Annotated in this window: 25 protein-coding genes and 1 pseudogene; 16 read left to right on the top strand and 10 right to left on the bottom strand. The window is 60.2% G+C overall.

All coding sequences use genetic code 11. The features are described from left to right. Nucleotides 1-163: 163 nt before the first annotated feature. Nucleotides 164-682 (bottom strand): 2'-5' RNA ligase family protein, encoded by a 519-nt coding sequence (locus tag E9677_RS16960; protein WP_136559255.1) that lies wholly within the window; start codon nt 680-682, stop codon nt 164-166. After that, entirely contained in the window at nt 679-828 is a 150-nt protein-coding gene (locus E9677_RS25250; RefSeq protein ID WP_168801251.1) for a hypothetical protein, read from the bottom strand. Before E9677_RS25250 ends, E9677_RS16960 begins: the two co-directional genes overlap by 4 nt. A 238-nt stretch (nt 829-1066) precedes the next feature. Between E9677_RS25250 and E9677_RS16955 the strand changes: the two genes are divergently transcribed. Genes E9677_RS16955 through E9677_RS16935 form a run of 5 tightly spaced genes read left to right on the top strand, consistent with a single transcriptional unit; the run spans nt 1067 to nt 6087 of the window. Continuing rightward, entirely contained in the window at nt 1067-2008 is a 942-nt protein-coding gene (locus E9677_RS16955; RefSeq protein WP_235883007.1) for a hypothetical protein, read from the top strand. After that, the gene (locus tag E9677_RS16950) at nt 2005-2889 is read left to right on the top strand and encodes a HesA/MoeB/ThiF family protein (RefSeq protein ID WP_136559254.1); all 885 of its coding nucleotides are present in this window, start codon (nt 2005-2007) and stop codon (nt 2887-2889) included. The genes E9677_RS16955 and E9677_RS16950 overlap by 4 nt, the downstream gene beginning before the upstream one ends. Continuing rightward, nucleotides 2886-4025 (top strand): hypothetical protein, encoded by a 1140-nt coding sequence (locus E9677_RS16945; protein ID WP_136559253.1) that lies wholly within the window; start codon nt 2886-2888, stop codon nt 4023-4025. The genes E9677_RS16950 and E9677_RS16945 overlap by 4 nt, the downstream gene beginning before the upstream one ends. Next, a complete protein-coding gene (locus E9677_RS16940; protein WP_136559252.1) occupies nt 4022-5113 on the top strand; it encodes a GNAT family N-acetyltransferase in 1092 nt (363 codons plus the stop codon). Before E9677_RS16945 ends, E9677_RS16940 begins: the two co-directional genes overlap by 4 nt. After that, nucleotides 5110-6087, top strand: coding sequence for a nitroreductase family protein (locus E9677_RS16935; protein ID WP_136559251.1), 978 nt, complete (start codon nt 5110-5112; stop codon nt 6085-6087). Before E9677_RS16940 ends, E9677_RS16935 begins: the two co-directional genes overlap by 4 nt. On the opposite strand, the gene E9677_RS16930 is transcribed toward E9677_RS16935, so the two are convergent. Both E9677_RS16930 and E9677_RS25245 read right to left on the bottom strand, forming a co-directional pair. Next, entirely contained in the window at nt 6084-7484 is a 1401-nt protein-coding gene (locus E9677_RS16930) for a c-type cytochrome (RefSeq protein ID WP_168801250.1), read from the bottom strand. The genes E9677_RS16935 and E9677_RS16930 overlap by 4 nt on opposite strands. A 310-nt stretch (nt 7485-7794) precedes the next feature. Beyond that, the gene (locus E9677_RS25245; protein ID WP_168801249.1) at nt 7795-7941 is read right to left on the bottom strand and encodes a hypothetical protein; all 147 of its coding nucleotides are present in this window, start codon (nt 7939-7941) and stop codon (nt 7795-7797) included. A 194-nt stretch (nt 7942-8135) separates the two neighbouring features. Here E9677_RS25245 and E9677_RS16925 point away from each other — a divergent pair, with 194 nt between their 5' ends. The 3 genes and pseudogenes from E9677_RS16925 (at nt 8136) to E9677_RS16915 (ending at nt 10690) form a co-directional block, all read left to right on the top strand. Continuing rightward, entirely contained in the window at nt 8136-9236 is a 1101-nt protein-coding gene (locus E9677_RS16925) for an HPP family protein (RefSeq protein WP_205910155.1), read from the top strand. A gap of 288 nt (nt 9237-9524) precedes the next feature. Then, nucleotides 9525-9806: pseudogene (locus E9677_RS16920) on the top strand (recombinase family protein); the annotation flags it as partial. A 116-nt stretch (nt 9807-9922) separates the two neighbouring features. Then, nucleotides 9923-10690, top strand: coding sequence for a hypothetical protein (locus E9677_RS16915; protein WP_136559248.1), 768 nt, complete (start codon nt 9923-9925; stop codon nt 10688-10690). A gap of 9 nt (nt 10691-10699) precedes the next feature. On the opposite strand, the gene E9677_RS16910 is transcribed toward E9677_RS16915, so the two are convergent. From E9677_RS16910 to E9677_RS16895, 4 genes are all read right to left on the bottom strand, one after another. After that, a complete protein-coding gene (locus tag E9677_RS16910) occupies nt 10700-11443 on the bottom strand; it encodes a hypothetical protein (protein ID WP_136559247.1) in 744 nt (247 codons plus the stop codon). Nucleotides 11444-11575: 132 nt separating this feature from the next. After that, on the bottom strand, nt 11576-11755 hold the full coding sequence (locus E9677_RS16905; RefSeq protein WP_136559246.1) for a hypothetical protein: 180 nt from the start codon (nt 11753-11755) through the stop codon (nt 11576-11578). 12 nt (nt 11756-11767) lie between these two features. After that, nucleotides 11768-12166: a hypothetical protein gene (locus E9677_RS16900; RefSeq protein ID WP_136559245.1), complete on the bottom strand. Its 399-nt coding sequence runs from the start codon at nt 12164-12166 to the stop codon at nt 11768-11770. A gap of 46 nt (nt 12167-12212) precedes the next feature. Further along, nucleotides 12213-12665 carry a hypothetical protein gene (locus tag E9677_RS16895; protein ID WP_136559244.1) on the bottom strand — a complete coding sequence of 151 codons (453 nt, stop codon included), beginning with the start codon at nt 12663-12665 and terminating at the stop codon, nt 12213-12215. A 610-nt stretch (nt 12666-13275) separates the two neighbouring features. Between E9677_RS16895 and E9677_RS16890 the strand changes: the two genes are divergently transcribed. The 6 genes from E9677_RS16890 (at nt 13276) to E9677_RS16865 (ending at nt 21267) form a co-directional block, all read left to right on the top strand. Beyond that, complete coding sequence (locus E9677_RS16890) at nt 13276-13986, top strand: response regulator (protein WP_136559243.1); 711 nt, start codon at nt 13276-13278, stop codon at nt 13984-13986. Continuing rightward, entirely contained in the window at nt 13979-15349 is a 1371-nt protein-coding gene (locus tag E9677_RS16885) for an ATP-binding protein (protein WP_168801248.1), read from the top strand. Before E9677_RS16890 ends, E9677_RS16885 begins: the two co-directional genes overlap by 8 nt. Nucleotides 15350-15478: 129 nt before the next feature. Continuing rightward, nucleotides 15479-17110 (top strand): efflux RND transporter periplasmic adaptor subunit, encoded by a 1632-nt coding sequence (locus E9677_RS16880; RefSeq protein WP_235883005.1) that lies wholly within the window; start codon nt 15479-15481, stop codon nt 17108-17110. A gap of 7 nt (nt 17111-17117) precedes the next feature. Continuing rightward, a complete protein-coding gene (locus E9677_RS16875; RefSeq protein WP_136559240.1) occupies nt 17118-20270 on the top strand; it encodes an efflux RND transporter permease subunit in 3153 nt (1050 codons plus the stop codon). A gap of 19 nt (nt 20271-20289) precedes the next feature. Next, nucleotides 20290-20664 (top strand): hypothetical protein, encoded by a 375-nt coding sequence (locus E9677_RS16870; protein ID WP_136559239.1) that lies wholly within the window; start codon nt 20290-20292, stop codon nt 20662-20664. 156 nt (nt 20665-20820) lie between these two features. Beyond that, on the top strand, nt 20821-21267 hold the full coding sequence (locus tag E9677_RS16865; RefSeq protein WP_136559238.1) for a DUF411 domain-containing protein: 447 nt from the start codon (nt 20821-20823) through the stop codon (nt 21265-21267). A 22-nt stretch (nt 21268-21289) separates the two neighbouring features. Here the strand turns inward: E9677_RS16865 and E9677_RS16860 are convergent, their stop codons facing one another. Next, the gene (locus tag E9677_RS16860) at nt 21290-21673 is read right to left on the bottom strand and encodes a MerR family transcriptional regulator (protein WP_136559237.1); all 384 of its coding nucleotides are present in this window, start codon (nt 21671-21673) and stop codon (nt 21290-21292) included. A gap of 73 nt (nt 21674-21746) precedes the next feature. Here E9677_RS16860 and E9677_RS16855 point away from each other — a divergent pair, with 73 nt between their 5' ends. Both E9677_RS16855 and E9677_RS16850 read left to right on the top strand, forming a co-directional pair. Beyond that, nucleotides 21747-22535 carry a MauE/DoxX family redox-associated membrane protein gene (locus E9677_RS16855; RefSeq protein WP_136559236.1) on the top strand — a complete coding sequence of 263 codons (789 nt, stop codon included), beginning with the start codon at nt 21747-21749 and terminating at the stop codon, nt 22533-22535. Nucleotides 22536-22956: 421 nt separating this feature from the next. Next, the gene (locus E9677_RS16850) at nt 22957-24195 is read left to right on the top strand and encodes a glycosyltransferase (protein WP_136559235.1); all 1239 of its coding nucleotides are present in this window, start codon (nt 22957-22959) and stop codon (nt 24193-24195) included. A 1071-nt stretch (nt 24196-25266) separates the two neighbouring features. On the opposite strand, the gene E9677_RS16835 is transcribed toward E9677_RS16850, so the two are convergent. Then, nucleotides 25267-25572 carry a helix-turn-helix domain-containing protein gene (locus E9677_RS16835; protein WP_235883004.1) on the bottom strand — a complete coding sequence of 102 codons (306 nt, stop codon included), beginning with the start codon at nt 25570-25572 and terminating at the stop codon, nt 25267-25269. Nucleotides 25573-25651 lie beyond the last annotated feature (79 nt).

Raw genomic sequence — 25651 nt, 5'->3', positions numbered from 1 at the left:
CGCTGATTTGGCTATCTTCATATTCATCGAGGCGATGCACCTCCTCCTGCGGCAGGCTTTTTCATTTTCGGTTGGGAGCGCAGACGCCTACGTCCAAGCCCATCAATACTCGTTTGAACGCGGAACTGCCAAACAGTTCCGGACCGTGCTATGGCGATCTCTATCAGCGAGCTTGACCAAACATGGCGAAGCTTTCGTGCTGCCATGGACCACCCAGATACCGCCACAGATCGAGGCCGATAATCTCGATCGTATGCGGTCGGAATCCCTCCATAAGTTCAGCGTGCAAGGTAGCCGCCGCCAATTTTGAGACTTTGTTCTGGACAGTAATATGGGGCTGCCACTTCTGCATGTCTTGGCCGCCGAGCCATGGCATGAAGGCTCGCCTGAGCCCGGCGTGAATGTCCTGAAGGTCAGGGCTGGCAATTGTGAATGCGACACCCGCACCGAGATGACGAAGGCCACTGACGTCAGCTGTGATTGGCGCGTACCCTGTCGCAACTTCGATCAGATGCTCGACAACTTTTTCCCTGTACTCGCCTGGCAGACGGTGAAACATCGTCAGGTGAGCCGCCAGGAAATTTCGGTCCGGCGGAAAGTGCTCCTGACGAAGACGATCAAATGGCTTGAGGTCGCGGTCGGACATGCGTGCCGTCAGGATGAGAGGCTGAAGGGTTTTCAAGATAACAAACCGTCCTTGCGTGTTTCAGACATCGGCAGCAGCGTTGCAGCAAAGAGTACCGATTGCGAGAGGCTGTCTCTGACCTGCCCCCAAACTCCCAAGAGAAATCCGTCATACATGATCGGCGGAGCTATGACTTTTGTCACGGCGGAACCTCCGCTGCCGGGTAGCCCCGCTCGGTGATCTGGCGCACCGCGTCGCGCTTGAGTTCTTGTAAGCAATTGCCTTTGCTCATGTAGGCCTCCTGGCTCAGATCTAGGAGCTATTCACAAGCTCTTCTGCAGGAACCTGAAATCGACGGTCATCAAGGTCTGGTTAAGGAAAGGCCGGTAGTCCTGATAGCGTAGGTGAGATTGGGTCGGCTCGACCCGAGTGGAGGGGATTTTGCTGCGGCTTTTTGGTGCGCTTGCCGGTGAAACTCTGTCGCTCTCGTTTCAGCCATCGCGCGAGTACAATGTGTGGATCAGCGAGCGGCCCGGTACTGGTCTACCCCCCGCTGAGCTCGACAAGCTCAAGCAGGACTGCGAAACGGTGGCACGCGCCTGTCTGGCCGGGCAAGTCCCTGATTACGGGCTGTTCGCTGAGGATGGGGTGGCCTGGGATCGCAGCGTCGTGACTCTCATCACGCGCATTGCCGATGATCGGCCCATCGCCTTCAACGCCATGCCGCAGCTCGACGTGATCCGCGGCGGCGCACGCGAGACTGTGCTGCATCTCGGGCTGGTCATGGTCGACCCCGAAGAGCGCAGCAGCGGACTTTCGTGGGTTCTCTACGGTCTCACATGCTTTGCACTGTTTCTGCGGCAGGGCTTGCGCCCGCTGTGGGTCAGCAGTGTCACGCAGGTGCCGGCGGTGGTCGGCATGGTGGCGGAAACCTTCAGCGAGGTTTTCCCGGCGCAGGACGCCACACCGCAATCCTTCTACCATCGTCATCTCGCCCATCAGATAATACACCGCCACCGCCAGGCTTTCGGGGTGGGCGCGGACGCAGGCTATGATGCCGACCGGCAGGTGATCATGGATGCGTATACCGGTGGATCGGACAACCTGAAAAAGACCTTTGCAGTGGCTGCCAAGCACCGGCGCAAGGAATACAACGACTTCTGCGAGCAAGAGCTCGACTATGGACGCGGCGATGATGTGCTGCAGATCGGCAAGATCGATCTTGCCGCAGGTCAGCGCTTCCTGGCCCGCAGCGTGCCACGAAGCGCCTTGCCGCAATTGGCCGTGCAGGCGGCAATGGTGCTGGCTGGCGCGGTGCTGGTCCCAATGATCCAGTGGCTCGACCCGACCCGTCCCTATAACCGCCTCAGGCCCCTTAAATGACCGATGTCTTGACCGCCTTCACCTATGCCGAGATGACCACCCGCAACCGCGGTTTCGTGAACGAGGCCGAGCAGCTGCGCCTGCGCGAAGCCTGCGTCTTCATCCCCGGCGTTGGCGGAATGGGGGGCGCAGCCTTCATGGCGCTGGTGCGCGCGGGCATCGGGCGCTTTGTTATCGCTGATCTCGACGTCTTCGAGGTGTCGAACCTGAACCGCCAGCTTTTTGCCCGCGCCGACACCATTGGCGTGCTGAAGGCTGAGGCGGCGGCAAAGCTGGCGCGCGAGATCAATCCCGAGCTGCAGATCGAAGTGCTGGGGCGTGAATGGGCCGATCGGCTGCCGGATATACTCCCCCGCGCTGATGTTGCGATCAATGGCACCGATGATGCTGCGGCGGGCGCGGAATTCTACCGGCAGTGCCGCGCGCACGGACGCACGTTGATCGATGCCTATGCATCGCCTCTGCCCTCGGTCACGGTAGTGCGCCCGCAAGATCCACGGCTGGAAGAGCGGCTTGGCTATCCAACCGTCGGCGTGCCGTGGCAGGCAATTACCCGCGACATGGGTGTGGAATGTCTGATGAAGGAGATCGAGTATGTGCTGGTGCATTCTTCAAGCCACAAATATGTCGATCTCGAGGTCGCGGGCCAGGTCGCGGCTGGCAAACGTTCGCGCTTCAGCTTTGCGACCATGGTAACGATGGCCGGCACTCTGATGGCGGAAGAGGCAATCCGGCAGATCCTCGGGAGGCCCGGCGGTACTGATTGCCGGGGCTATTTCTTCAACCCCCATGCCCCGCGGGTTGAGCGGCCGCTGCCGCCGCCGCTTGCCTTTGCAAAGCGGATGTTGGTCAGGCGTTTCATGGCAAAGCTCCTGGCATGACGGCGATGGGCGCCCTGTTGACGGCCATTGGACTAGTCGCCGCGCTGGTGGCGCGCGTCGGGGTGGCAGCGGCCGCGCGCGGGGGCGGGGTGGCAGGACATCTTGCGCGCCTGCTGACCATGATCGCGCTCCTGCTCGCTCTGCGACTCATTGGGCTGGCGCAGCCTTCAGCGGTTGTGGTTGCGGCGACCATGGTGGTGGCGGCGTGGCTGCCGCTTGTTACCTTGCGCCTTGCCGAGGAAATGGTCCGCCGACATGCGCCTCGCATCGTTAAGTTGGTTGCGCTCACGGGGGCAGGTGCATTCTCGCTGCTGGCGATCATCTTCCAGTTGGTCTGGGCCGGCCCCGCTCTGATCGCGCTCGCGCTGTTTCAGGCAACGGTTGTCGTGGCGACGCTCCTGCACCTGTGGGCGCAGCGTGGTTCGGTATCGCTGGCAGAGCGGCACGCGGTGGATATGCTTGCGCTCGCCTTCGCGCTGGCTCTGCCATTACTCGCGACTGATTTTGCTTGGGCCTTCCCCGATCTGCCGTTCCGGGGAGGTCCCTTCGCGGCGCTCGTCTTTGTGCTCGCCTGCTCTCTCCTTGCCGGTGTGGCTAGCCGCCCGCTCAGACTGCTTACCGATGTGCTGATGCTGGCCGGAGCGGGCGCATTGGTCGCGCTGGCCGTGGATCTTACGGGCGGCTCCGCCCCGCTCGCTTCCGCGCTTGCTGCGACGGCGAGTGCCGCAGCGGCGCTGGTATTGCTGGCTGAACGTTTCGCCGACACCCCTTCACGCGGCGAGGGGCTCCTCGGCCCCATCGCCCGCGCTGCGCCCGATGAAGCCGCAATACTAGCGGCGCACCCTTTGCTTGCCAATGCTGTGATGGTGACCGCAGAGGCACTCTCCGATCTGCCCGAAGACCTTGTGATCGCGCTCGCTGCTCGGCCCGTGGTGACCGCGACGCGCGATCCGGCGAACGAGACCCTGACCGGCGCCGCGCGCGAACTGCTGGCCCGCTATGGTGCCAGCCATCTGCTTCGCCTTTCTCCGGCGCCTTCGCTACGGTTTCTCGCGATCTCGGGCGGCGCGCTGGACGAAGCGCGGCTGACGCGGGAACTTACCATCGTTGCTCGGCTGCTGGAGCGTATCCCATGAACCTCACCTTGCGCGAAGGCGACCGCGAAGCCTTCTTCGACGCCCCGTTCAACGCCTATCCGCCACAAATCGGCTATGTCTCGCCGATGCGGGGGGACTTGATGCGGATGCTAGACCCGGCGAAGAACCCGTTATGGCAGGCAGGTAGTCCCTTCCGCTTCTGGACGGTGCACCGCGCCGGAATGCCGGTGGGACGGATCATCGCCCACCTGCACCGCCAGTCGAACGAGCGCTGGGGCGGGAGCCGAGCACAATTCGGCTTCTTCGACTGTGCCGATGACCCGCAAGCAGCCCGGATGCTGCTGGATGCCGCCGAAGGCTTCGCACGCGACCAGGGGATGACAGAGCTGGTTGGCAACTTCAACCTGACAGCCATGCAGCAATGCGGGGTGATGACCGGGGGGTTCGAGGAGACCGCCTATACCGATATGATCGTCGGCCCGCCTTGGCTGCCAGGACTGCTCGAGGCGAACGGCTTTTCCGCCTTCTTCCCCATGACCACCTTCGAGATCGACCTTGCTCGCCCTAACCCCCCGCCTGCAGCACTCGATCGCGCGCGCTATACCTTTGCCCCGATCCGCAAGGGGACCTTCCTCGAACGTATGGAGGAAGCACGACTGCTGCTCAACGACGGCTTCCATCACAATCCCATGTTCGTGCCCCTGACACCGGAGGAATTCCAGTTCCAGGCGGGAGAGCTCAGCACGATCCTCGATCCACGCCTGTCCTCGGTGCTGAAGCGGGATGGGGTGCCGGTGGGGGTGATCATCGCCATCCCGGACCTGAACGGCTTCCTCAAGGCGACCCGTTCACGGGTCGGACTGACGACGCCGTGGCACTTCCTGCGATACCGGATGAACCGCAAGCGCGCAGTTATCATCTTCTATTCGGTCGCCCGAGCGGCACACGGTCAGGGGATCATGAGCGCGATGCTGGCCGAGACCCTCGGACGGGTGCGCGCTGCAGGTTACGAGACGATCGGCGGGACCTGGATCGCCGACGAAAACCCGGCGAGCCGCAGGCAAGTCGAAAAGATGAACGGCCGATGGCTCCACAAGCTGCACCTGTTCCGCAAGGATATCGCATGAACGCCGATGGACTCCGCTCCCTGGTCGCTGCGGCAATGGCTGCGCCAAGCGTCCATAACGTCCAGCCCGCGCGCTGGCGGATCGATGGCGAAGCGCTGATTTTGCTGGAAGACACAGCACGGCGCCTGACAGTCGGTGATCCCCGAGGCAATGATGCCGCGATCAGCCTTGGTGCGGCAGCAGAGGGTGCGGCGATCGCTGCCTCGGCCGCAGGGCTTGCAACGCGGGTCGAGCGGCTCGACGGTGAGGCGGCGGGTGGCTTGAGGCCGGTGGCGCGGCTGACCTTCGTGCCGAGCGCCGAGCCCGATCCGCTGCTGGCGGTGCTGAAGGCACGGGCATCGTGGCGCGGGCCCTTCCTCCCGCCATCGCCGCAGGACCTTGCCGCGGCACAAGCGCTTCTTGGCGAAGACCGGGTGGTCGTTTGCGATCCCGTGGCCATCGCCGCCGCTGCCGCGCTATATGACCGCGCGAGCTATGCGATCATCCTCGGCGACGGCTTCCGTGCCGAGTTGCGGCACTGGATGCGTCTGAGCCCGCGTCATCCTGATTGGGCGCGCGACGGGCTGAATGCGGCGGCGATGCAGCTTTCGGCGATCGAGGCTTTGGGCGCGGGTGCGGTGCTGGGGCCGCTGTTTCGCCCACTCGCAGCGCTTGGCGTCGCGCCTGCCTTGCTGGCCGAGGCCAAGGGCTTTGGCAACGCGGCCGCCGTCGTGCTGTTTCACCGCGCTGCGGACGAGAACCCGTTCGACAGCGGACGCGCCTTTCACCGGCTGTGGCTGGAGGTCGATGCAACCGGCTTGGGGGGCAATGTCCTGGCCGCCCTCGCCGATGACCCGGCGGCGGCTGCAGCCATCTGCGCCGCCCACGGGATTGGCGTCGACCGCCGGCTGGTAACCGCTTTGCGGATCGGCAGACGCGACGGTCGTCCCTTCCCCCGCGCCCGCCTGCCGCTTGCCGAAGTGTTGCTAGACTAAAGCAGTTTGAGGAACGCGATCAGCGCCTGCCGCTCCTCCTGAGTGAGCTCACTGCCATAGACATGACCGCCATTGCCCAGCCCGGGCTCTGTGGTATCGATCCATTGTGGTTCCGAGAAAGGCGTATAGTCCGGTGGATAGCGGCCCTCCGGGGTCAGCCGCAGGCCCATGCTTTGCCAATCGAGCGCATGCCCGCCGACCATGAACCGCGCCGGGCGCAGACGCGGTTCGAGCAGCGCGGCGAGGCTTGGGACCGAGCCGTTGTGGAGATAGGGCGCCGAGGCCCAAACCCCGGCAAGTGGTGGGGCCGCGTAGCCTTGCCCGTTCGTCAGCGATATTGCCGTGCCGTAGGCAGATTTGCGGATCGCCTCGGCAAGTCCGGAGTCGACAGCCTGCGCGCGCAGCGGATCGGTCCCCACGTCGCCGATCCAGTCGGGATAGCTGGCGAGCCGAGGCACGCCCGCGTTCCAATCGAAACTGCCGTGGCACGATGCGCAGCCCCGGGCATAGAGCGCCGCTCCTTGTTCAGCCGCCGCCCGGTCGATCGAACCGGGATAGGCTTGCGGGCGATAGTCAGTGAGCCAGGCGAAGATTGCCTCGGCCTCGGGAATATGCCGCCGGGCCATTTCTGGCGTCACCCCCATGCTCGGCACGGTGAAGAAACTGGTGATCACGGCGAGTTCGTGCGGATCGGCCTTTCCCGACGGGGTGGCATAGGCCCCATCGACGAGCAGGCGGCTGCGATGATGGCGCAAGCCGAGGTCTGGTATCGAGACGAACCCACGATCTCCCGCCCCGTCCCCCAGAAGCGGCGTTCCCATCTGGAACTTGAGCGCGGCGACGCCATTGGTCGCCCCCGGCAGACCGTTTGGGAACGCAAGCGCGCGCGCTGCGTCTGCCAGTGTCGCCAGACGGCCGCGCGCAAGCGGCAGAACGATCCAGCGGAGCGAGGCGCGCTCCTGCCAGCTCATTTGCGGAAACAGCGTGTCGGCCATTGCCAATAAGGCGGGGTCGCTTGCATGGCGGCGCAGCGCGGTGAAGATCGATTGGGTGTAGCTTTCGAGATCCAGCGACGTGTTGGGCATCCCAAGCACAGCGCGGCCTGGCTGCGGGGCCCCGTCCGCCGAATAGGCAACCCCGGCATGGCACGCCGCACAGCCCAGATTGGCCACCTCGACCCTCGCTCCGCCGACTGGCGCGATGAATCCGTGGGTCATGCCCAGCGGCTTCTCCGCGAGCGGCAGGCGCATTCCAGGGGGGGCGCCATCGACGATCTCCGGATATAGGAAGCCGAAGCGCCGCATCACCCGCCTCAGCGTTGCAAGATCAGTTGACGCCGTGGGATCGCGCGCCTGTTCGTCCATCATCAGCGCTGCCGCGATGAGCTTGAACGGCACGGCGTTGGTTTCTAGCGACGTTTGAGAAATGCCGCCGAACCCCCCGCCAGCAAAGACTGCCGCCCCCTTCGCGGCAAGCTTTGCTGCGGTCCCCGTCCGCGGCGCAGCGAGAGACCTGCCCTCCGGCGCAGCCGCCAAAAAGAGGTATCCTGCAAAGCCTAGGGCAAAAGCTAAGGCTACAAGCGACAAGATTCTGAACGTCCTACGGCCTGTGCCGCGAATTGTTGATCGCATAAAACACAGTAGGCCCTGCATTGCGATCGCTCGCAAGAGCTTGCCGCAAGCGTCTACAACCTATCGCAAGCGTAACTCACGGGCGCATCCACTCATCCTGTATATCATTGGTCCAGGAAAGCCTCGACGAGACCGTCGAAGATGCACTGGAAATGACGTTGGACAGGTGGAAGGGATAGGGCACGCAGGCATCGTAGACCGCGACGGGCGGGTTATAGGCCATGGGTCTCGATCACAGGTCCTCTGTGTCCTCGGCAAACGCTTCCATTGCCGTCGACCCCGACCTCTGCCCTCAATGTCCCCAGTTACATGTTGAAATTTTGATCATTTGCTGAAAGTTTGCGCTTTCAATCGATCGGGATCAGTCAATTGCAGTTCTTACGTTCTCTCGGACCAGCAGTCACTGGCACGGCTCCAATGGAAGCCATGCGCGCAGGCCTTGGAGCTTTCATCGGGCTTTGGCTGACCGGCTATTTCTTGCTGTCTCCGGGCATTGATCTTGAAAGCGGCCTCTACCTCGTCGCACCGCTGGGCGCGAGTGCCGTTCTCCTGTTCGCGGTTCCCAACAGTCCGCTTGCTCAGCCATGGTCTGCAGTCATCGGCAATACGGCCGCTGCTCTCGTTGGCGTGGCAATCTCGCTGTTCATTCACGAACCGACGTTGCGGATCGCCGTTGCCGTCGCTCTGGCGATTGCCGTGACATTCATGCTGCGAGCTGTGCATCCGCCGGCAGGGGCTGTCGCCATGACGGCTGCAATGAGCCCAGAGGCCGTGGAGCGTCTCGGTTTCTGGTTTGCGCTTGCGCCAATTGCGACGGGCACGGCGAGCCTTGTCCTGATTGCGATGGCCTATTCCAGTCTGACAGGGCGTCGCTATCCATTTCGTCAATTCGACCAGCCGAACAGGCATGGCACTGCCGACAGGATCGCCGTCGAACGGCTGGGGCTTACCGAGGTTGAGCTGAGCGATATCCTTCAGCGCTATCGACAGTCATTCAATCTCGGTGTTGAAGATTTGGCGCGCCTGATCGGTGCCGCAGAGCTCCAGGCAGCAGCTCACCGGCCCGGCACTCCAACTGCGGGCGCCATCATGTCCTCGAACCTGATCACTGTGAAGGCAAACACAGATTTGGGCACGGTCGCGGATCTCTTCCGGCGTCATCGTTTCACATCGCTACCCGTCGTTGATGAGAAGCAGCGGTTTCTCGGCATTATCTTCCAGATGCATCTCATCAGCCGCGCAAGAGAAGACGCACTTCGTCTCGATCGAGGTCTCATCCCCGCTCTGCGCAGGCTGATCGATCCCGAAAGGGATAAACCAGTCCTCGCAATCGACATCATGAGTGTCACGGTCCCCCGCGCTATTGCGACCACGCCGCTGGGAGCATTGTTGCCGTTGATGGGCGATACAGATGTGGATGCCGTACCCATTCTGGAATATGGCAAGCTCATCGGTATCGTCACCAGAACTGACCTGATCGCTGCGATGGCCCGAGGGATCGCCCGAGCAGAAGTTTGACTCCATTTGCAATTGTGGGCCTAGGTTCGAGGCCACCATTTCGTCAAACGCGCCGCAGACGGCTGTGCAGTCCGGCCCGCTTGAAGATATCGGGTGGCCGGTCAACTCACGCCATCTTTCTTACTGGCACAATATTGCCATCGGCAGTGAGGTCAGACAGGCGCCATAAAGCAAGCCCTGAAGGGTTGCACTTTCGCTGGCCAAAGCCGCGCCGGCAGCGCTCATTTCTTCCACCATGGCCGCATTCTGTGAACGAGCAAATCAACACAACCAGCTCAGGCGGGCGGTCTTATCTGCATATCCTTCGCGGCTCTGGCCGAGTTCGAGCGCGAGACAATCCGCGAGCGGACGAAGGCCGGTATGGGAGCCGCCAAACGGCGCGGTGTCAAGTTTGGTAAGCCGCTTGACCTCTCGAACGCAGATATCGCCACTGCGCACACAATGCTCGGCGACGTTGCGAAGCGACAAGATATCGCCAAAGGGTTCGAAGTCTTTTTGCTCACCTTGCGCAAAGCCCTGCGCGATGAAGAAGAGGATATTCCGGGGACTTTAGAGACCAATATGGGCTGAAAATTCCGAAATTTCGGAAAAGGTGGAAGTTTTTGGCGTTGATTGCCTTTGAGATTCAGGCGGATAGACATATGCCCGTTTCTATCTGAGGGTGAGAACGCAAGGGGGCTTGCCGAATGCCAAGGCAGCAATGGGAAAAATTCGATAAATGGCACGAACTGTTTGACGCGCTTTGTGCCGAACAAGGGCATTTCGATAATGCACGCCTGGCCAGCATTTTTTGCACAGTGACCAACAATAACGGGCAGGCGAACTATGATGCCGCCTTGAAGAACCTTGCCAACTGGCGGCGCGGTGTTCACATCCCCAGCCGGAAGAATTTTCTGGCCTTATCTAAAGCGATTGAGCTGCAAGGACGTGACGGCTTGCTCGATCGGTGGAACAAGCTCTATGGCGAAGCCCGTAAACGGACAGGTGATGAGACCGCTGAGCCCTCCGTCCTGTCGGTTGAGAAAGATGGCGACCGTGCCATACGCACTGCGATCTACAGCACCCGATGGGTGAGCGGCGTGACGATGGTGATGGTCCTGGCCGTTGTGGGTGCTGGCGCCTATCTTCTCAATTCCGGCTATTACATCTCGGCGGAGGGGATTCGCGCCATTGATGTCGAATACCGCAAAGCCGTGTCATTGCGGGTGGGTGAATCGAGTGTCATTCATGGCGCACGAAGCGATTGCGGTGAACGGGCTCCTAATTGGGAGGTCACGCAATCGAAATTGCCGTCATTGCCGATCGGCACATGGTCGGATGGCGGAGAAGGCAAGAGGTACAGCCGCGCGTGTGGTGGGCCAACACCCGCACGGGGTGTCGTGCTCACCGCGACACAGTCCGGCCTGGAGCAGTTCCTCCTTTATGGGGATTCCGTCACCATCAACGTCGAATAGACGAAAACGTCATGGGCATGCGCCCAACCGGTATTTGTGTATGCCGTCCGTTTTGTCGAGAAGGACCAATGTGCCGTTTTCGGAGGCGGTTACAATGAACTGGTTGGCATCCCATATGCCGAAGCCACCATTGGTGATGGCGTCGAAGATCTCTGTCTCGGTGGCCTTGCAGCCCTGAGCAACCATGAGAGCTTTGACGGCATCGAAAGGCTGATCAAATGATTCAGTGGGGGCCGTTGGGAGGGGCAAGTTGCTTGCCGCATTGGTCAGCGGGCAATCCGCCATTGCCTGGCTCAATGCCGTGCCCGATCCCCGCAGTGATACGGTGAAAGGAACGAATTGATCGCTGCTCACCGTCAACCGCTTTCCGTTTTTAAGGCTGCCGACTAATCCTTGATGCGCAGTCTCGTCGAAATCGGCCTCATAGGTTTGGATACCGTCACCTGCCCAGCCTTTACGCATTTCCAAGTGCATCAGCGTCCGCCCATCGATTGTCCAACTCACGGATGTGGATTCGGCGGAATAATCCGGTTCGGGCGCATCTATATTCCAATAGACACCGCCATCTTTCCACGCAAAGCATTGCAGCTTTACGCACAGGCGGGGCGAACCGGAAAGGCAGGCCTGAGCGCTGATCGAACCTTTTGTGTCGTTGCGCGCCTGCCAGTTTGCCCAGGCGGGTAACATGCTCATGATCAAAAGTGCTGCCGCGCTGGCGACCAGGAGTGAGAGGTTGAATGCGGTTTGTTTCATCGTCATTTCCAGGAGGCTTGCGAGGAGCACGGCACAATGCGTTAAAGCTCAGGTGCTGCAACCGAATGCTTGGCTGCCCATATCTACCCGCACGAATTCGCCTTGGCTGTCGTTCCAATTCCCCTTTTTGAATTAGAAACCGGGGTCGTACGCCTTGAGGCTCTGCTCGACGGGTAGAGCGAGATGGATGGCGTTGATGTCGAAATCAAGCCCAGCAAAGGAAGAGGCGAAATCCTCCTGATCTGCAAAAGCTTGATAGCCAATAAGTGTGAAACCGGACAGCAGCGCTGCCCGGCAGATGTTCATGGACATTGCAATCGTCGTTTATCCGAGCGTGTAATAGCCGCCTGCGCCGGAGCTTGCATTGCGGTGGTAATAGCGATTGCCATCGCGGAAGACCTGGAGGCTCATGCTCAATCCACCCGTCATGACGAGCGCTCCATCCCCGCTGACCCTCCAGCGCCCTGTGGCGCCGCTATTGTTGAACCAAGTCCCATCCGCTTTGTATGTGGTGGAATGCCCAGAACCGCGAGCGGTCTTGCCGGTATAGAGGCTGACAACTTCGGCAGCAGACAAGCGTTCGCGTTGCGCCGCACTCTTTGTAGCAGTGACCGAACCATTGCCTTCCGATGATGTGTTGCTCCCGGATGTTGAGCAAGCGCTAAGAGCAGCCGTTGCCAGCAGGGCAACCGCAAAACGGGACAAAGTCTTGATGATTCTCATAGAGTTATCTCCTGATTATGAGGGTAATAGAAAACGAGCGAATTGGTCAGAGAGTGCTTGGAACGGCGGCCTCGGCGGTCGTGACCTGCCTGCAAATGGCCAGCGCGTTCTTGGCACGCTGTCCTGTCCACCAGACCCATATGCCGATGGGAATCAGCAACAGAGGCAGGACCAGAAGCCCAAGCACGATGCCCAGGCCGATGAGGACGTATCCAACAAGCCGTGCGAGCCTGCCGCCTTCGCCATAAGTGCCGTTGGTCAGGTTATTGTAGGCAAGGGCATTCAGGCCGTTTGATTTTTGAGCACCGGCGACAATGACGCGATCGCCTTCATTGATGGACATCGACTCGCCAAACTGGGCGTAAACCGCCTTGCCATCGAGCAAGAAGTTCATAGTGGTTGTGCTGGACACGCTGCCCTTGCCACGGCTGATCGAACCGCTCACCGATGTGTCGGTGCGTATTTTCGAGGCTGTGCCTTCCAGCTTGATAAATGCCATGATGCAATTCCTGAATCGGTGGTGCCGATGCGACCGGCGTTTTGTCGTGCGCAGATGCTTAGTGTCTTTCTTTGGGCTGTCAGGCCGAAAATCCCGAAAAGTCCGAAGGGGGCGAAGAGCCGGTATTGATTGCCATTGCATTTCAACGCGGTAGCGAAGCCGCGCTTAGCCAAGCGGACGAGCGGGCGCGGATGGCGCTTATTTCTTCTGACGTCGCGCAGAACGTCATTGTAATTCTGGCAATCGATATAACTGGGGATTTACTGCGGGGGGTCGGATTGCGATCAGACCGAAGTGCTGGGAGTTGACGCGCTCAAACAAGCCGGCTGCACGCTGATTTACGGTGACCATGGCGTGTCGGGCGCTCAACGCTTCATCTGCTGACCTTGCTCGATCAGCTCCGGCAGCGCGGGATTGAATGTTTCACTGTCCAATCCATGGTGCAAGTTTGCCTCTGAAAGTGTCGGCGCGCGCGCCAGTCACTGCGATCGTGCTGATTTTGGAGCTTCTGCTCTTGAAACAATCTGTTACCTTCGCGACACATAGTGCTGCACGTCGCTCTGCTAGTTCCTGAGACTGCACAGCAGGCGAAGCTGGGGAGAGAACAGCATTGGATGCCTCAGCCGAAATTTTGATTGTGGACGACGACGGTCAAATCCTGATCCTGGTCGCCAAGTTCCTGAGGTCAAACGGCTTTCGCGTTCACACGGCGCGAAACGGTGTCGAGATGGCCGAGACCCTGAAACGCATGTCGGTTGATCTCATCGTGCTCGATCTCATGCTGCCGGGCAAGAACGGTTTGGAGCTGTGCCGTGAACTCCGCCGCACTTCCTCTGTGCCGATCATCATGCTCACGGCAAAAGGCGACGAGACGGATCGCATCATCGGCCTTGAAGTCGGAGCGGACGACTATCTTCCGAAACCCTTCAATCCGCGCGAACTGCTTGCGCGGATTGGGGCGGTTCTCAGGCGCACGCGGACCACTGGGCATCCTACGGCGGAACGCGGCGGCCGAAGCTTTGCGTTCGCGGGATGGGTTCTCGATAGCCTGAAGCGCGAGCTGACCGCACCGAGCGGCGTGGTCGTGGATCTTTCAACGGGCGAATATGACCTGCTGCTCGCGTTTCTCGAAGCGCCACAACGCGTTCTTAGTCGGGAGTTCCTGCTGGACGCAGCCCGCAATCGTGCGATCGAAGGCTATGATCGGTCTATCGACGTCCAGGTGAGCCGCCTGCGTCGCAAGCTCGACGGACGCGAAGACCTCATCAAGACGGTACGAGGCGCGGGCTATCTCTTTGCGACGGATGTCGTCCGTGCCTGATGTTCGTCACGAAACACGTCTTCAACGTTGGTGGCGGTCGATCGACAGCCTGAGACTGCGGACGGCGCTTGTTGTCCTGTTCGGCATCTCTCTCGTCCATTTCGGCAGTCTGTTCACCTATCATCAGAGCCTGGAACAGGAATTGGACCTGGCGAATGAAGTGCGGCTCGCTGACCAGCTTCTCACCATCAAGCGATCCGTCATGCGTGCGCCCCCTAATGAGCGCGAGAATGTAGCGCACGACTTCTCCGGCGGGTCGATCGACGCCCACTGGGGCTCCACACCCTATGCGGTTGCAGGCGGAAACGGTGCGGAGATCTGGGAGCCGCTTCGACGTAACCTTCGAGCGATTGCTCCAGAAATTGCCGAGGATGGTCTCATCATCGGACCGGACAACCAGGCGAGCGACGATCCGCATTTGGCAGTCGTGTCGATCAAGCTGCCAGACGCTTCATGGATCAACGTCAACCTCGTGTCCTGGGATCGCAAAGTGCCGCCGCCAGGAGGGATGCTCGTTTCGACGACCTTGATGGCTGTGGGAGCAATTTTTGTGTCCATGCTTCTGGTGCGCTGGTTCACACGCCCCCTGACTGCTGTCGCTTCTGCGGCCAAGGATTTCTATCGTGGCAAGACTGTCGTTCCCGTTCCGGAAACCGGTCCTAGGGAGGTGGTTGAACTGGCTGTCGCCTTCAACGACATGCAGCGGCGCATCGAGCGACTGATCGAAGATAGGACCCAGGCGCTTGCAGCCGTTTCGCATGATCTTAAGACGCCGATCACACGACTGCGGTTCAGAGCCGAGGACCTGGCCGATGGTGTCGCGCGCGATGCTATGGCGGGGGACCTCGCGGAGATGGAGCGAATGCTCGATCAGACGCTATCTTTCCTGCGCGGAGACCGCAGCGACGAGGAAGTGAAGCCGATTGACGTTGTTACCATTCTTGAAACTCTTGTCGACGATGCGGTCGACCGTGGAGCATCCGTAGAACTCTCAGGAGCCGCTCACGCGATCGTGATGGGGCGTCGGCTAGCGCTGAAGCGAGCCTTCTCCAATCTCATCGAGAACGCACTCAAATATGGCGAGAGGGCGCGGGTCGAGGTCATCGATCGGCAGTCTGACGTTGTAGTCACAATCAGTGATGAAGGCCCCGGCATCGCTTCCGAGGATATTGAACGAGCCCTTTCGCCCTTCGTCCGGCTTGAGCCATCGAGAAATCTCGAGACAGGCGGTTTCGGGCTCGGACTCCCGATTGCCAAGGCGATCATTGACGGGCATTCCGGTACGCTTCGCCTGGAGAACCGTCAAGCAGGAGGGCTGGTCGTCAGTGTCGGCCTTCCAAAAGACGGGGCAAAACCATCCTGAAACATTCTGTAACAATCGGGACATCGACGGACAAAGAGGCGCGGCTACACCGAAGCAAATCAACTTTTGCTCAGGGTTACGATGGTCGACCGATTCGCCTCTGTTCTTGCTGGAATCTGCCTTTCTGTCATGGGACTTGCAGCATCCTCCGCTGCGTCCCATGAGGGCCATGATCACGGCGCTCCGCCTCCGCCTGTCTCCACCACGATCGCACCGCGGGCCGACGCATCGACGGCCGATCTCGAGTTGGTTGCCGTGGCACGCGGAGAGCGGCTGGAAATCTTCCTCGACAGGTTCAAGGGCAACGAACCGGTCGACGGTGCGATACTTGAAATCGATGGCCCTTCGGGAACTCTGACGGCAGAAGCTGCGGGCGAGGGGACCTATGTGGCGAATGCGCCATGGCTGACAAATTCCGGCTCGTATGATCTTGCCATTACCGTGATGTCCAAAGACATCTTCGATGTCCTGACAGTCACAATGGTGATCCCCGAGATGGCCACTACCGCTGTGCCAGTGGCTGCTGCTGATGGATTCCTGATCAGTTCGGCTTTTGCGCAGGACGTGGGTGCGCGGCTGCAGCGACAGGACATGACACTGTGGGCCGTCGGTGGTGGCGGTATCGTGGTTGGGCTTCTCCTTGCTGCACTCTTCCGTCGCCGTAAACCTGCCGGATCTGTGGTTGCGATCGCGGCAGCCCTCCTGCTTGCCGGGGCACCGCAGTCGGAGGCCGCCAGTCCAGCAGCACCCACGGCGCGAGCAGCCGAACGGGATGTCGCCCAGCGTTTTGCCGATGGCTCTATCTTTGTCCCGAAGACAACCCAGCGCATCCTCGCTATCCGGACACTCTTCACGGAACAGGCCGCCCATGCTGGTACCGTCGAGTTGCCGGCACGCATCATTCCCGATCCGACGACATCCGGCTATGTCCAGGCATCCGTGTCGGGAAGGCTTCTACCGCCGCCCGGCGGCTTCCCCCAACTCGGCACGCGTGTCGCCGCTGGCGATGTGCTGGCGCTGGTCCAGCCCTCGCTCAGTGCCGCTGACTTGACGAGCCAGCAGCAGCAGGCCCGCGAACTCGATCAGGAAATCATGCTGGTCGAACGCAAGCTGCAGCGCTTCGAGCGGCTTCAATCGGTGGTGGCGCGCGCCGAAATCGAGGATGCAACGCTTGAGCTCCAGGGCCTCAAGGCGCGGCGCGCCAATCTGGAGCAGGCGCCGACGGCGGCTGAAAAACTGACCGCACCCGTATCAGGCGTTATCGCTGCGGCCCAGGCCGTTGCCGGACAGATTGCCGAGCCCAATACCGTGATCTTCCAGATCATCGATCCAAGCCGTTACTGGGTAGAAGCACTGAGCTTCGACGCGCATTCCGTCACCGGAGCCGCGCGCGGCAAGTTCATGGATGGCACAACCGCCTCTCTCTCCTATCGCGGCAGCGGGCTTGCGGATCGCAATCAGGCGATCCCGATCCATTTCAGCGTCGAGGGCCAGGCAGAAGGTATCCGTGCCGGGCAGTTGCTGACCGTTCTGTCATCGACCACCGACGAGCGCAACGGGATCGCGGTGCCACGCACCAGCGTGCTCCGTGCTTCGAACGGCCAGTCGCTTGTCTATGAACACACGAATGCGGAACGTTTCGTGCCGAGGGAGGTCCGCACCGAGCCGCTGGACGGCGACCGTCTTCTCATCGTGTCCGGGATCGAAGCCGGAAAGCGCATCGTCACACAGGGTGCCGAACTCCTGAACCAGATCCGCTGAGGCTCCGATGTTCAATTTTCTCGTCACCCAGTCACTCAAGAACCGCCTCTTCGTATTAGCGATTGCCGCCGTCCTGATGATCTACGGAGCGTTTACGGTCATACGGCTGCCCGTCGACGTCTTCCCCGATCTCAACCGGCCGACCGTCACGATCATGACGGAAGCCGAGGGATTTGCACCTGAAGAAGTCGAGCAGCTCGTCACCTATCCGCTCGAATCCCAGATGAACGGCCTACCCGGTGTGAGCCGCGTCCGCTCGACATCGGGCGTCGGTCTCTCGATTATCTATGTCGAGTTCGACTGGGACACGGATATCTATCGCAACCGCCAGCAGATCGCCGAGCGCCTGTCACTCGTGCAGCCCCAATTGCCCGCCAATGTGGTGCCGCAGATGGGGCCGATCAATTCGATCATGGGCCAAGTCATGCTGATTGCGGTGACCGGGCCTGAAACAATTTCGGCCATGGAGTTGCGGGAACTGGCCGATTTCACTGTCCGTCCACGCATCCTGAGCATTCCCGGTGTTGCACAGGTCATCCCGATCGGGGGCGAGGTTCGCCAGTATCGCGTATCGCCGAACTCCGCCGCCATGCGGACCTTTGGCGTGTCCTTCGAACAGATCGAGCAGGCTCTCTCGCAATTCGGCTCCAACACCGGGGGCGGGTTCACGGACCAGTACAGCCGGGAGTTCCTGATCCGCAATGTCGGCCGCACACAGAAGATCGAGGATCTCGCAAGTGTGGTCGTGGCCAGTGTCGATGGCCAGCCGGTTCTCCTGCGGCAGGTCGCCGAAGTCGGATTTGCACCGCGGCTGAAGCGCGGGGATGCCGGTTATCAGGGGCAGTCTGCCGTCATCGTGTCGGTGGAAAAGCAACCTGATATCGACACCGTAAAATTGACCCGTGAGGTCGAGGCCGCCCTCAGCGAAATCAGCGCAACCTTGCCTGCGGGCGTAAAAGCCGATCAGGTCCTGTTCCGCCAGGCCAATTTCATCGAAACCTCGATCGGCAACGTGCAGAAGGTGTTAGGCGAGGCAATTGTCGTCGTTGCGATCATCCTGTTCGTCTTCCTCCTGAATACCCGAACGACGGCGATCTCGCTGACGGCCATTCCGGTTTCCATTCTGGTGACCGCTATCGTCTTTCACCTGCTCGGGTTGTCGATCAATACGATGACGCTTGGCGGGTTGGCGATCGCCATCGGCGAATTGGTCGATGATGCCGTCGTCGACGTCGAGAACATTTTCCGGCGACTTCGGGAGAACCGGGAAAAGGGCAATCCGCGATCGGTGTTCGACGTCGTCGTCTCCGCGAGCCAGGAAGTGCGCTCCGGCATTGTTTATGCAACGATGATTATCGTGCTCGTGTTCGTGCCTCTGTTTGCGCTCTCGGGTATCGAGGGACGGCTCTTCGCGCCGCTCGGCCAAGCCTACATTATTTCCATCCTCGCTTCGCTCGTGGTCTCGATCACGCTGACCCCCGTCATGGCCTATTACATGCTGCCGGGCCTGAAACGTCTCGATGAGCATGAGGGCGTGGTCGTGCGGGTTCTCAAACGCGCCAACCGTCGGCTGCTCGACTGGTCTTTCCGCCATCCGAAGATCCTGATGACGACCGTGGTCGCAGGCGTCGTGGCAGCGGTTCTGTTTGCCACCCAATTGCCGCGATCGTTTCTGCCGCCCTTCAATGAGGGGACACTGACGATTAGCATGTTGTTTAACCCGGGTATCTCGCTTGCCGAGAGCCATCGGGTCGGCCTGATCGCAGAGCGGTTGATCATGGAAGTGCCCGAGGTCGAGCAAGTCGGTCGTCGCACGGGACGCGCCGAGCTCGACGAACATGCAGAGGGCGTCCACTCCTCCGAAATCGAAGTGGCGCTCGCTGCAGACGGTCGGTCCAAGGATGAGATCATTGCCGATATCCGCTCGCGGCTCTCGGTCCTGCCCGTCGCCACCAATGTCGGCCAGCCGATCTCGCATCGCCTCGATCATATGCTGTCGGGTGTACGTGCCCAGATCGCCCTCAAGATCTTCGGCGAAGATCTCGACAGCATCCGCGGCTTTGCAGAAGAGTTTCGTGGCAAGCTGGCGGAGATCCCGGGGATTGTCGATCTTCAGGTCGAAAAGCAGGTGCGTATCCCGCATCTCGAGGTCATTGTCGATTACCGCCGCGCGGCGCTTTATGGCATCCAGCCGGCGGCCGTCACCGAGCAGCTTGAGCGCCTGTCGAACGGGACGATCGTGTCCCGCATCGTCGACGGCAACAAGCGGTTCGATGTCGTGCTGCGTCTCGAGGACGAGACCCGCAGCACCAAGGGGTTATCGGATCTCCTCATTGAAACGCCTGCAGGCTGGATCCCCGTCAGCCAGATCGCCGAAGTCCGCGAGACGGATGGGCCCAACCAGATCCTTCGTGAAAACGGCAAGCGTCGCGTCGTGGTCCTTTCCAATACCGACGGCGAAGCCGACATGGCCACGGTCATTGCCGAGATCCGAAAGGTGATCGCGACCTCGACCCTGCCACCCGGCTTCTTCGTCAGCCTTGAAGGGACCTTCCAGGCGCAGGAGGAATCGATGAGGACCATCGGTCTTCTCTCGATCATCTCGCTGGCGATGGTGTTTGCGATCCTCTATTCGCGCTATCGCTCTGTGCTCTTCGTCTCGATCATCATGGCGAGCGTGCCGCTTGCGCTGATCGGATCGGTCACAGCTCTCTGGATTGCGGGCCAGCCGCTTTCCGTCGCCTCGATGATCGGCTTCATCACGCTGACGGGCATTTCGACCCGAAACGGCATCCTGAAGATCAGCCATTACATAAACCTGGCGATCCAGGAAGATCTGCCGTTCGGCAAGGAACTCGTCGTGCGGGGCTCACTGGAACGTCTGACCCCGGTCTTGATGACGGCCCTGTCTGCGGGTGTCGCCCTGATCCCGCTGATGATCGATGCGACCGCACCTGGCAAGGAAATCCTCCACCCGGTCGCGATCACGATCTTCGGGGGGTTGGTCACAGCGACCGTACTCGACACGCTTCTCACACCGACGCTGTTCCTGAAATACGGCCGCAAGCCATTGGAGCGCCTCGTCGAGCAGGCTCGCAGTCGGGTGAGGGACGTGGGGCAAGCCGCCGGAACGCCCACACAAACCATTGAAGCCTTTTAAGTCCTACCAGGAGAACTCCATGCGCCGCAGTCTGCTCGCCCTTCCCCTCGTCTTTGTCATGACAGCTCTACCCACCTATGCCCACGCACCACGCCCTGGGCCGAACGGCGGGCTGAAGGTTGACGCAGGCGCAAACCACCATGTCGAACTCGTGGCGAGAGGAACGACGGAAGTGACGGTCTATTTGTTTGACGCTGCCGACCAGCCCGTCTCTGCGGCCGGCCACACAGGCAATGCAATCCTGTTGATCGATGGCGCTATCAGGCGTTTTGCGCTCTCTGCTGCTGATGACAACCGCCTCACGGGGACTTCGCCTGTTCCGGTCAATCCGGGTGTCAGGGGCGCGATCCAAGTGATCACCCCGGACGGGACCACCGCGCAGGGGAAGTTCTAATCTTGGAAGCGCGCGACGGAGAGTGGCAGGATCATTGACTTGCGGCAAAGATGTCACACCATCGCGTTGCCAAGATCAGGTCATCAACTGTCTGGAGCCCTGCCGGGGCATCTCCCTTCATTTTTGGGGGGCTCACCGAACGTCGCAGGAGAGAGAATGAGACGCAGAGAACTTTTGGCTGGGGCTGTCACGGTGGCTCTGGCACCCGCCACCGGCTTCCCCTCAGTGCCGTCAGTTATCCTACACAAGGATCCCAATTGTGGCTGCTGCGCGTCATGGGGCGATGCTTTCAGCAAGGTCGGCTTCTCAGTTCGCACTGTCACAGAACCGGACATGGATCAGGTCAAGGAACGCCTCAAGGTGCCGCCCTCCGTGCGAGCCTGCCACACTGCAGAGGTTGACGGCTATTTCCTGGAGGGACATGTGCCGATCGATGCGGTGAGAAGGCTGCTCGATGAACGACCGCCCCTCACCGGGCTTGCAGTCGCAGGGATGCCATTGGGTTCGCTCGGCATGGGCGGGTCGCCGGAACCCTACGACGTCATCGCAATTCCGCGCGATGGCGGTGAGATGTATGTCTATCAGTCATTCAAACCGGACTGACAGGAGCTGCTGCTTTTACCGGCTACAGTCCAAACGACTGGAGGATAGGGCAGGGGCCGCTTTTGCCGGATGAGCACTCTGCAACCAGGCGCTGGAGCGCGTCGCGGGTGCGGTTGAGTTCTGCGATCCGCGTTTCCAGCGCGATCAGCCGCGCGTTTGCGGCCTCGCGTGCCCGCTCCCTGTCGTCACCGGCATCGAGTTCGAGGAGTTCTCCTATCTCCTCCAGCGTGAAGCCTGCGGTCTGGGCCTGGCGGATGAACTGAAGTCGCCTGAAATCCTCACTGCCGTAACGCCTGCCACCGTCCAGGCGTTTGGGTGTCGCCAGAAGGCCTTTGCGCTGGTAGAATCTGACCGTCTCCACACCGACACCACCAGCCGCTGCAAATTTTCCAATTGTCATATCCATGGGGCTTGACTCCGTACCATGGTACGGAACGTATGGTCTTGCCAACTGTTTCACAAGCCAAAGGAGACGTGAAATGTTGGACAGAACCAACCCATCGACCGCAGTGAAGAAAGCCATCCTCTACCGAATGGTGACCGCGGAGCATACCTGCCCCTATGGCCTGAAGGCCAAGGATTTGCTCAAACGGTCGGGATACGAGGTGGATGATCGCCACCTGAAAACACGCGCGCAAACGGATGCGTTCAAGGAAGAGCACGGCGTCAAGACGACACCGCAGGTGTTCATCGACGGTGCCCGCGTCGGCGGCTACGATGATCTGCGGCGCTACTTTGGAAAGCCAGTGTCCGATCCGAAGGCAACCACTTACCGCCCCGTCATCGTGTTGTTTGTGCTGACTGCGTTGATGGCAATGGGGGTCAGCTACGCCGCCTTGGGCACGCCGTTCACCGTCCGGACCCTGGAGTGGTTCATCGCTTTCTCCATGGTCGTTCTGGCCATGCTCAAGCTGCAGAACGTCGAATCCTTTGCCACCATGTTCTTGAACTATGACCTGCTCGCCAAGCGCTGGGTGCCCTACAGCTACATTTATCCATATGCCGAAGGGCTGGCAGGCGTTCTGATGGTGGCCGGTATCGCGAACTGGCTCTCGATCCCGGTTGCGCTGTTCATCGGTGGCGTCGGTGCGATCTCGGTTTTCAAGGCGGTCTATATCGACAAGCGCGAATTGAAATGCGCCTGCGTCGGTGGCTCGAGCAACGTGCCGCTGGGGTTCATTTCCCTGACCGAGAACCTGATGATGATTGCGATGGCGGTGTGGATGGCTTTGGCATCGTCAGGGATGACGCTTGGCCACCAGATGTGAGTTGCACCAAGACGATGTTGACGTTGGAAGCCGGTGAAAACGCTGCCGGCTTCCAAAACCTGATGTCTTGACCAGCGAATTCGTGCGCCGATCTTTCTGACGCGCTTCTCGGCATCTGCAACAAGTTGAGCGCCGAAACCGCTCCCCGGTTGATCTGGAAGCATTGCGGCAGGTACAAATTCTAGGTGCCATCGGTGAGCTTTTCGGGCGCAACAAAGGCTCGTCCAACCGACTGAGGGTTCGCGAGCAAAAGCCATAATTCCCAGCCTCGTTGCCGCCAAGGAATTGTTGCACCATTTCATCCAGCTCGAAGACGGGAAGAGTTCGGTCGCATCAATGAGAGCCTTGATGTTGGGCAGATCGCTAGCCGTGAATTCTTGTATGATTAAGTTATGCCTCTAACGTTCTGCATGGAGGACACATGCGTGTTGCAATCGAGACGCTCGGATCTCGTGGTGATGTCCAGCCTTATCTTGCGCTTGCCTTGGCACTTTTGGCCCGCGGGCACGACGTACAGCTCGCCGCACCCGTGCAATTCCAGGGTCTCGTTGAACGACACCGCATTCCCTATGTCGCTCTGCCCGGTGAGTTTCTTGCACTGCTCGATACGCCAGAGGGAAAGGCTGCGATTGCTGGCGGCAAGGACTTCAGCGGTGGGCTGAAACTGTTGAAGCACATTCGCCCTTTGATGATGCAGCTGTTTGATCAGGAATGGCAAGCGATATGGAGCTTCAGGCCAGATATCATTGTCTACCATCCGAAGTCACTTGTTTCTCCGGATATGGCCAGAGCGCTTGGGATCCCGCATGTTCTTGCGTCTCCAGTACCGGGATTGACGCCGACGAACGCCTTTCCAAGCCCGCTCCTTCCGTTTTCGTCACTGGGCCCCTTCAATCGACTGAGCCATGTATTGGCGCTGAAAGTGGTCGGCCTGATATTTGGTCGGGACCTGAAGACTTGGCGAGCGCGCGTCTTCGGTACCCCTGCCGATAGGGCGTTAGCGCCGGCTGGGACGATCTATGCCTACAGTCCGGCGGTGCTTCCCAAGCCGGACGACTGGAGTAGTGATGTTCTTGTCAGCGGTTACTGGTTTCTAGATGAGCCTGATTGGGCCCCCGACCCCGTACTTGCGCGGTTTCTGGATGATGGGCCTCCTCCTGTTTATTTTGGCTTCGGAAGCATGCCGGGGCTGCACCCTGAGGCTGTCACCAACATGATCCTCCAGGCACTCATGATGTCCGGAAAGCGAGGCGTGCTCGCAAGCGGCGGTGGGGCAATCGGCACGGGCCAAACCGAGGAGCGAGCGCTTTTCCTCGCCGCCGCGCCGCACGATCGCCTGTTTCCTTACATGCACGCTATCGTTCACCACGGTGGTGCCGGCACCACAGCGGCGGGGCTTCGTGCAGGGCTTCCGACCCAGATCATTCCTTTCTTTGGCGATCAGCTCTTCTGGGGGAGGAAGGTGGCAGAGCTCGGCGCAGGACCGCCTCCATTGGAGCGCGCTAAGCTAAGCGCTAAGACCTTGGCGAAGGCGCTGGCTGCATTGGACGATCCTGTGATGCGGGCACGGGCGCGAGCCTTGTCAGACGCGATCAGGTTGGACCCGGGAGTTGAGGCAGCGGTCGACTTCCTTGAGACACGGGTGGCATTCGCCCAGTGATTCCGCCGTTCTGATTCAACTCGCAACAAGAGGAATCTTGAGTTGGTCAGCCTGGGACGACGTTGGCTCGGAGTCTCGATGAGCGTAAAGCGAAATGCCCTGAAGACCTCGTTAGAGCATGAGGTGCGGGCGGCCACTTTCGGCTGGGGGCGTCGGTGGTCCGTTTCGAGGTCGGAGGCAAAACCCCGCCCGCGCTCTTAATCAACGCTTAATCGCGCTCAGCCGCAACACCAAAAAATCGCCAGTTAATCTCGAAATCACAGGGGCAGCGGTTCCATTCCAGTCTCGCCGGTTGCAATCCGTTCATTCGTAAAGATCTGAGTGGTGATCAACCTACGCAACCCCTTTCGCTTCAATCTTGATCAGCTGAATCAGTTAACACGATCAATGAACGCGCGCGTCAACAGCGCTTGCGTGATGTTTCACATAGCTCATGCAGCCATCTGACATGCGGCCTCTTTCCGGTCTCGTATCAATCAGTCACATCTTGTTTTTCAAACGGGCAATTCTGGACCTTCAATTGGTCATCGCTATAGTTGCAGATGGCCTTTGAAAGCGCTGCATCTTCTTGCTCGGTTGCAAGGCGTGGCGGTAATGGCCACGGCGTTTCGCGCCGAAACTATCATCCGCAGCGAGGTGGCCGAAATGGAGCACTGGCTGGCGACCTTGCCGAACCTTCCCCCATCCAACTGACCAAGGAGCACCGATGTTCGTCACACTCCTGAAATTTTCGGAAAACCGCGCCACCGCACCGGAGTTCATGGTAGCGCATAACAATTGGGTCGCACAGGGCTTTGCCGATGGCGCCTTCCTCTGCGTCGGCTCTACCGGCCACTTGGCTGTCGATCTGTCGCAAAATTCCCGCAGACCGTGTCAAAAGTCCGCCGATAGGTGATTGTGGCAAGCTGATTGCGTCGGTGGCGGGAATTTTGGAGTTTCCGCGCTCATCTGCTGTACGGATGTCTGCGCTGACATTTTCGCATTTCTTGGGAGACAACCCTGCATTTCGGATTGTCGAGGGCCTGTCAGGCTCTGACAGACAACCCCCTTATCTTCACGAGTCTTACGGTCTCAGGATTCTTCGCTGAATGTCGGGTCTTGCTTCGCTTCCATCGGACCTTTGCCCCAACCGTCGATAAGCCAAGCAATGCTGACCTGGAGGATGCGTGCCAGCATGTCGAGACGGTTGGCGCGGGGTTCGGAGCGGTCATTTTCCCAATTGGTCCACGTTTCGGTCGTCACGCCGATTAGGCTGGAAATCTGCTCAACCGTCATGCCTGTCGCGTCGCGTGCCAGCGAAATTCGTCCGCCGATCGTGTCGTCTCCCAGCCCGGCGGGTGCAGCGGGCATTAGAGTGTCTTCAGAATGGTCATGCATGGAAGGTCCGTCCTGTTCAGAATGAGTGCACCGCGGGGCTGGCGCCCCACGGTGCTGGATTCGGTATCAAAGCGCTGGC

Source organism: Peteryoungia rhizophila, assembly GCF_004912145.1.
In the GTDB taxonomy this organism is placed as follows: Bacteria; Pseudomonadota; Alphaproteobacteria; order Rhizobiales; family Rhizobiaceae; genus Allorhizobium; species Allorhizobium rhizophilum.
Note: the sequence above shows the minus strand (reverse complement) of the source record. Positions and strands in the feature narration are given on the sequence as shown.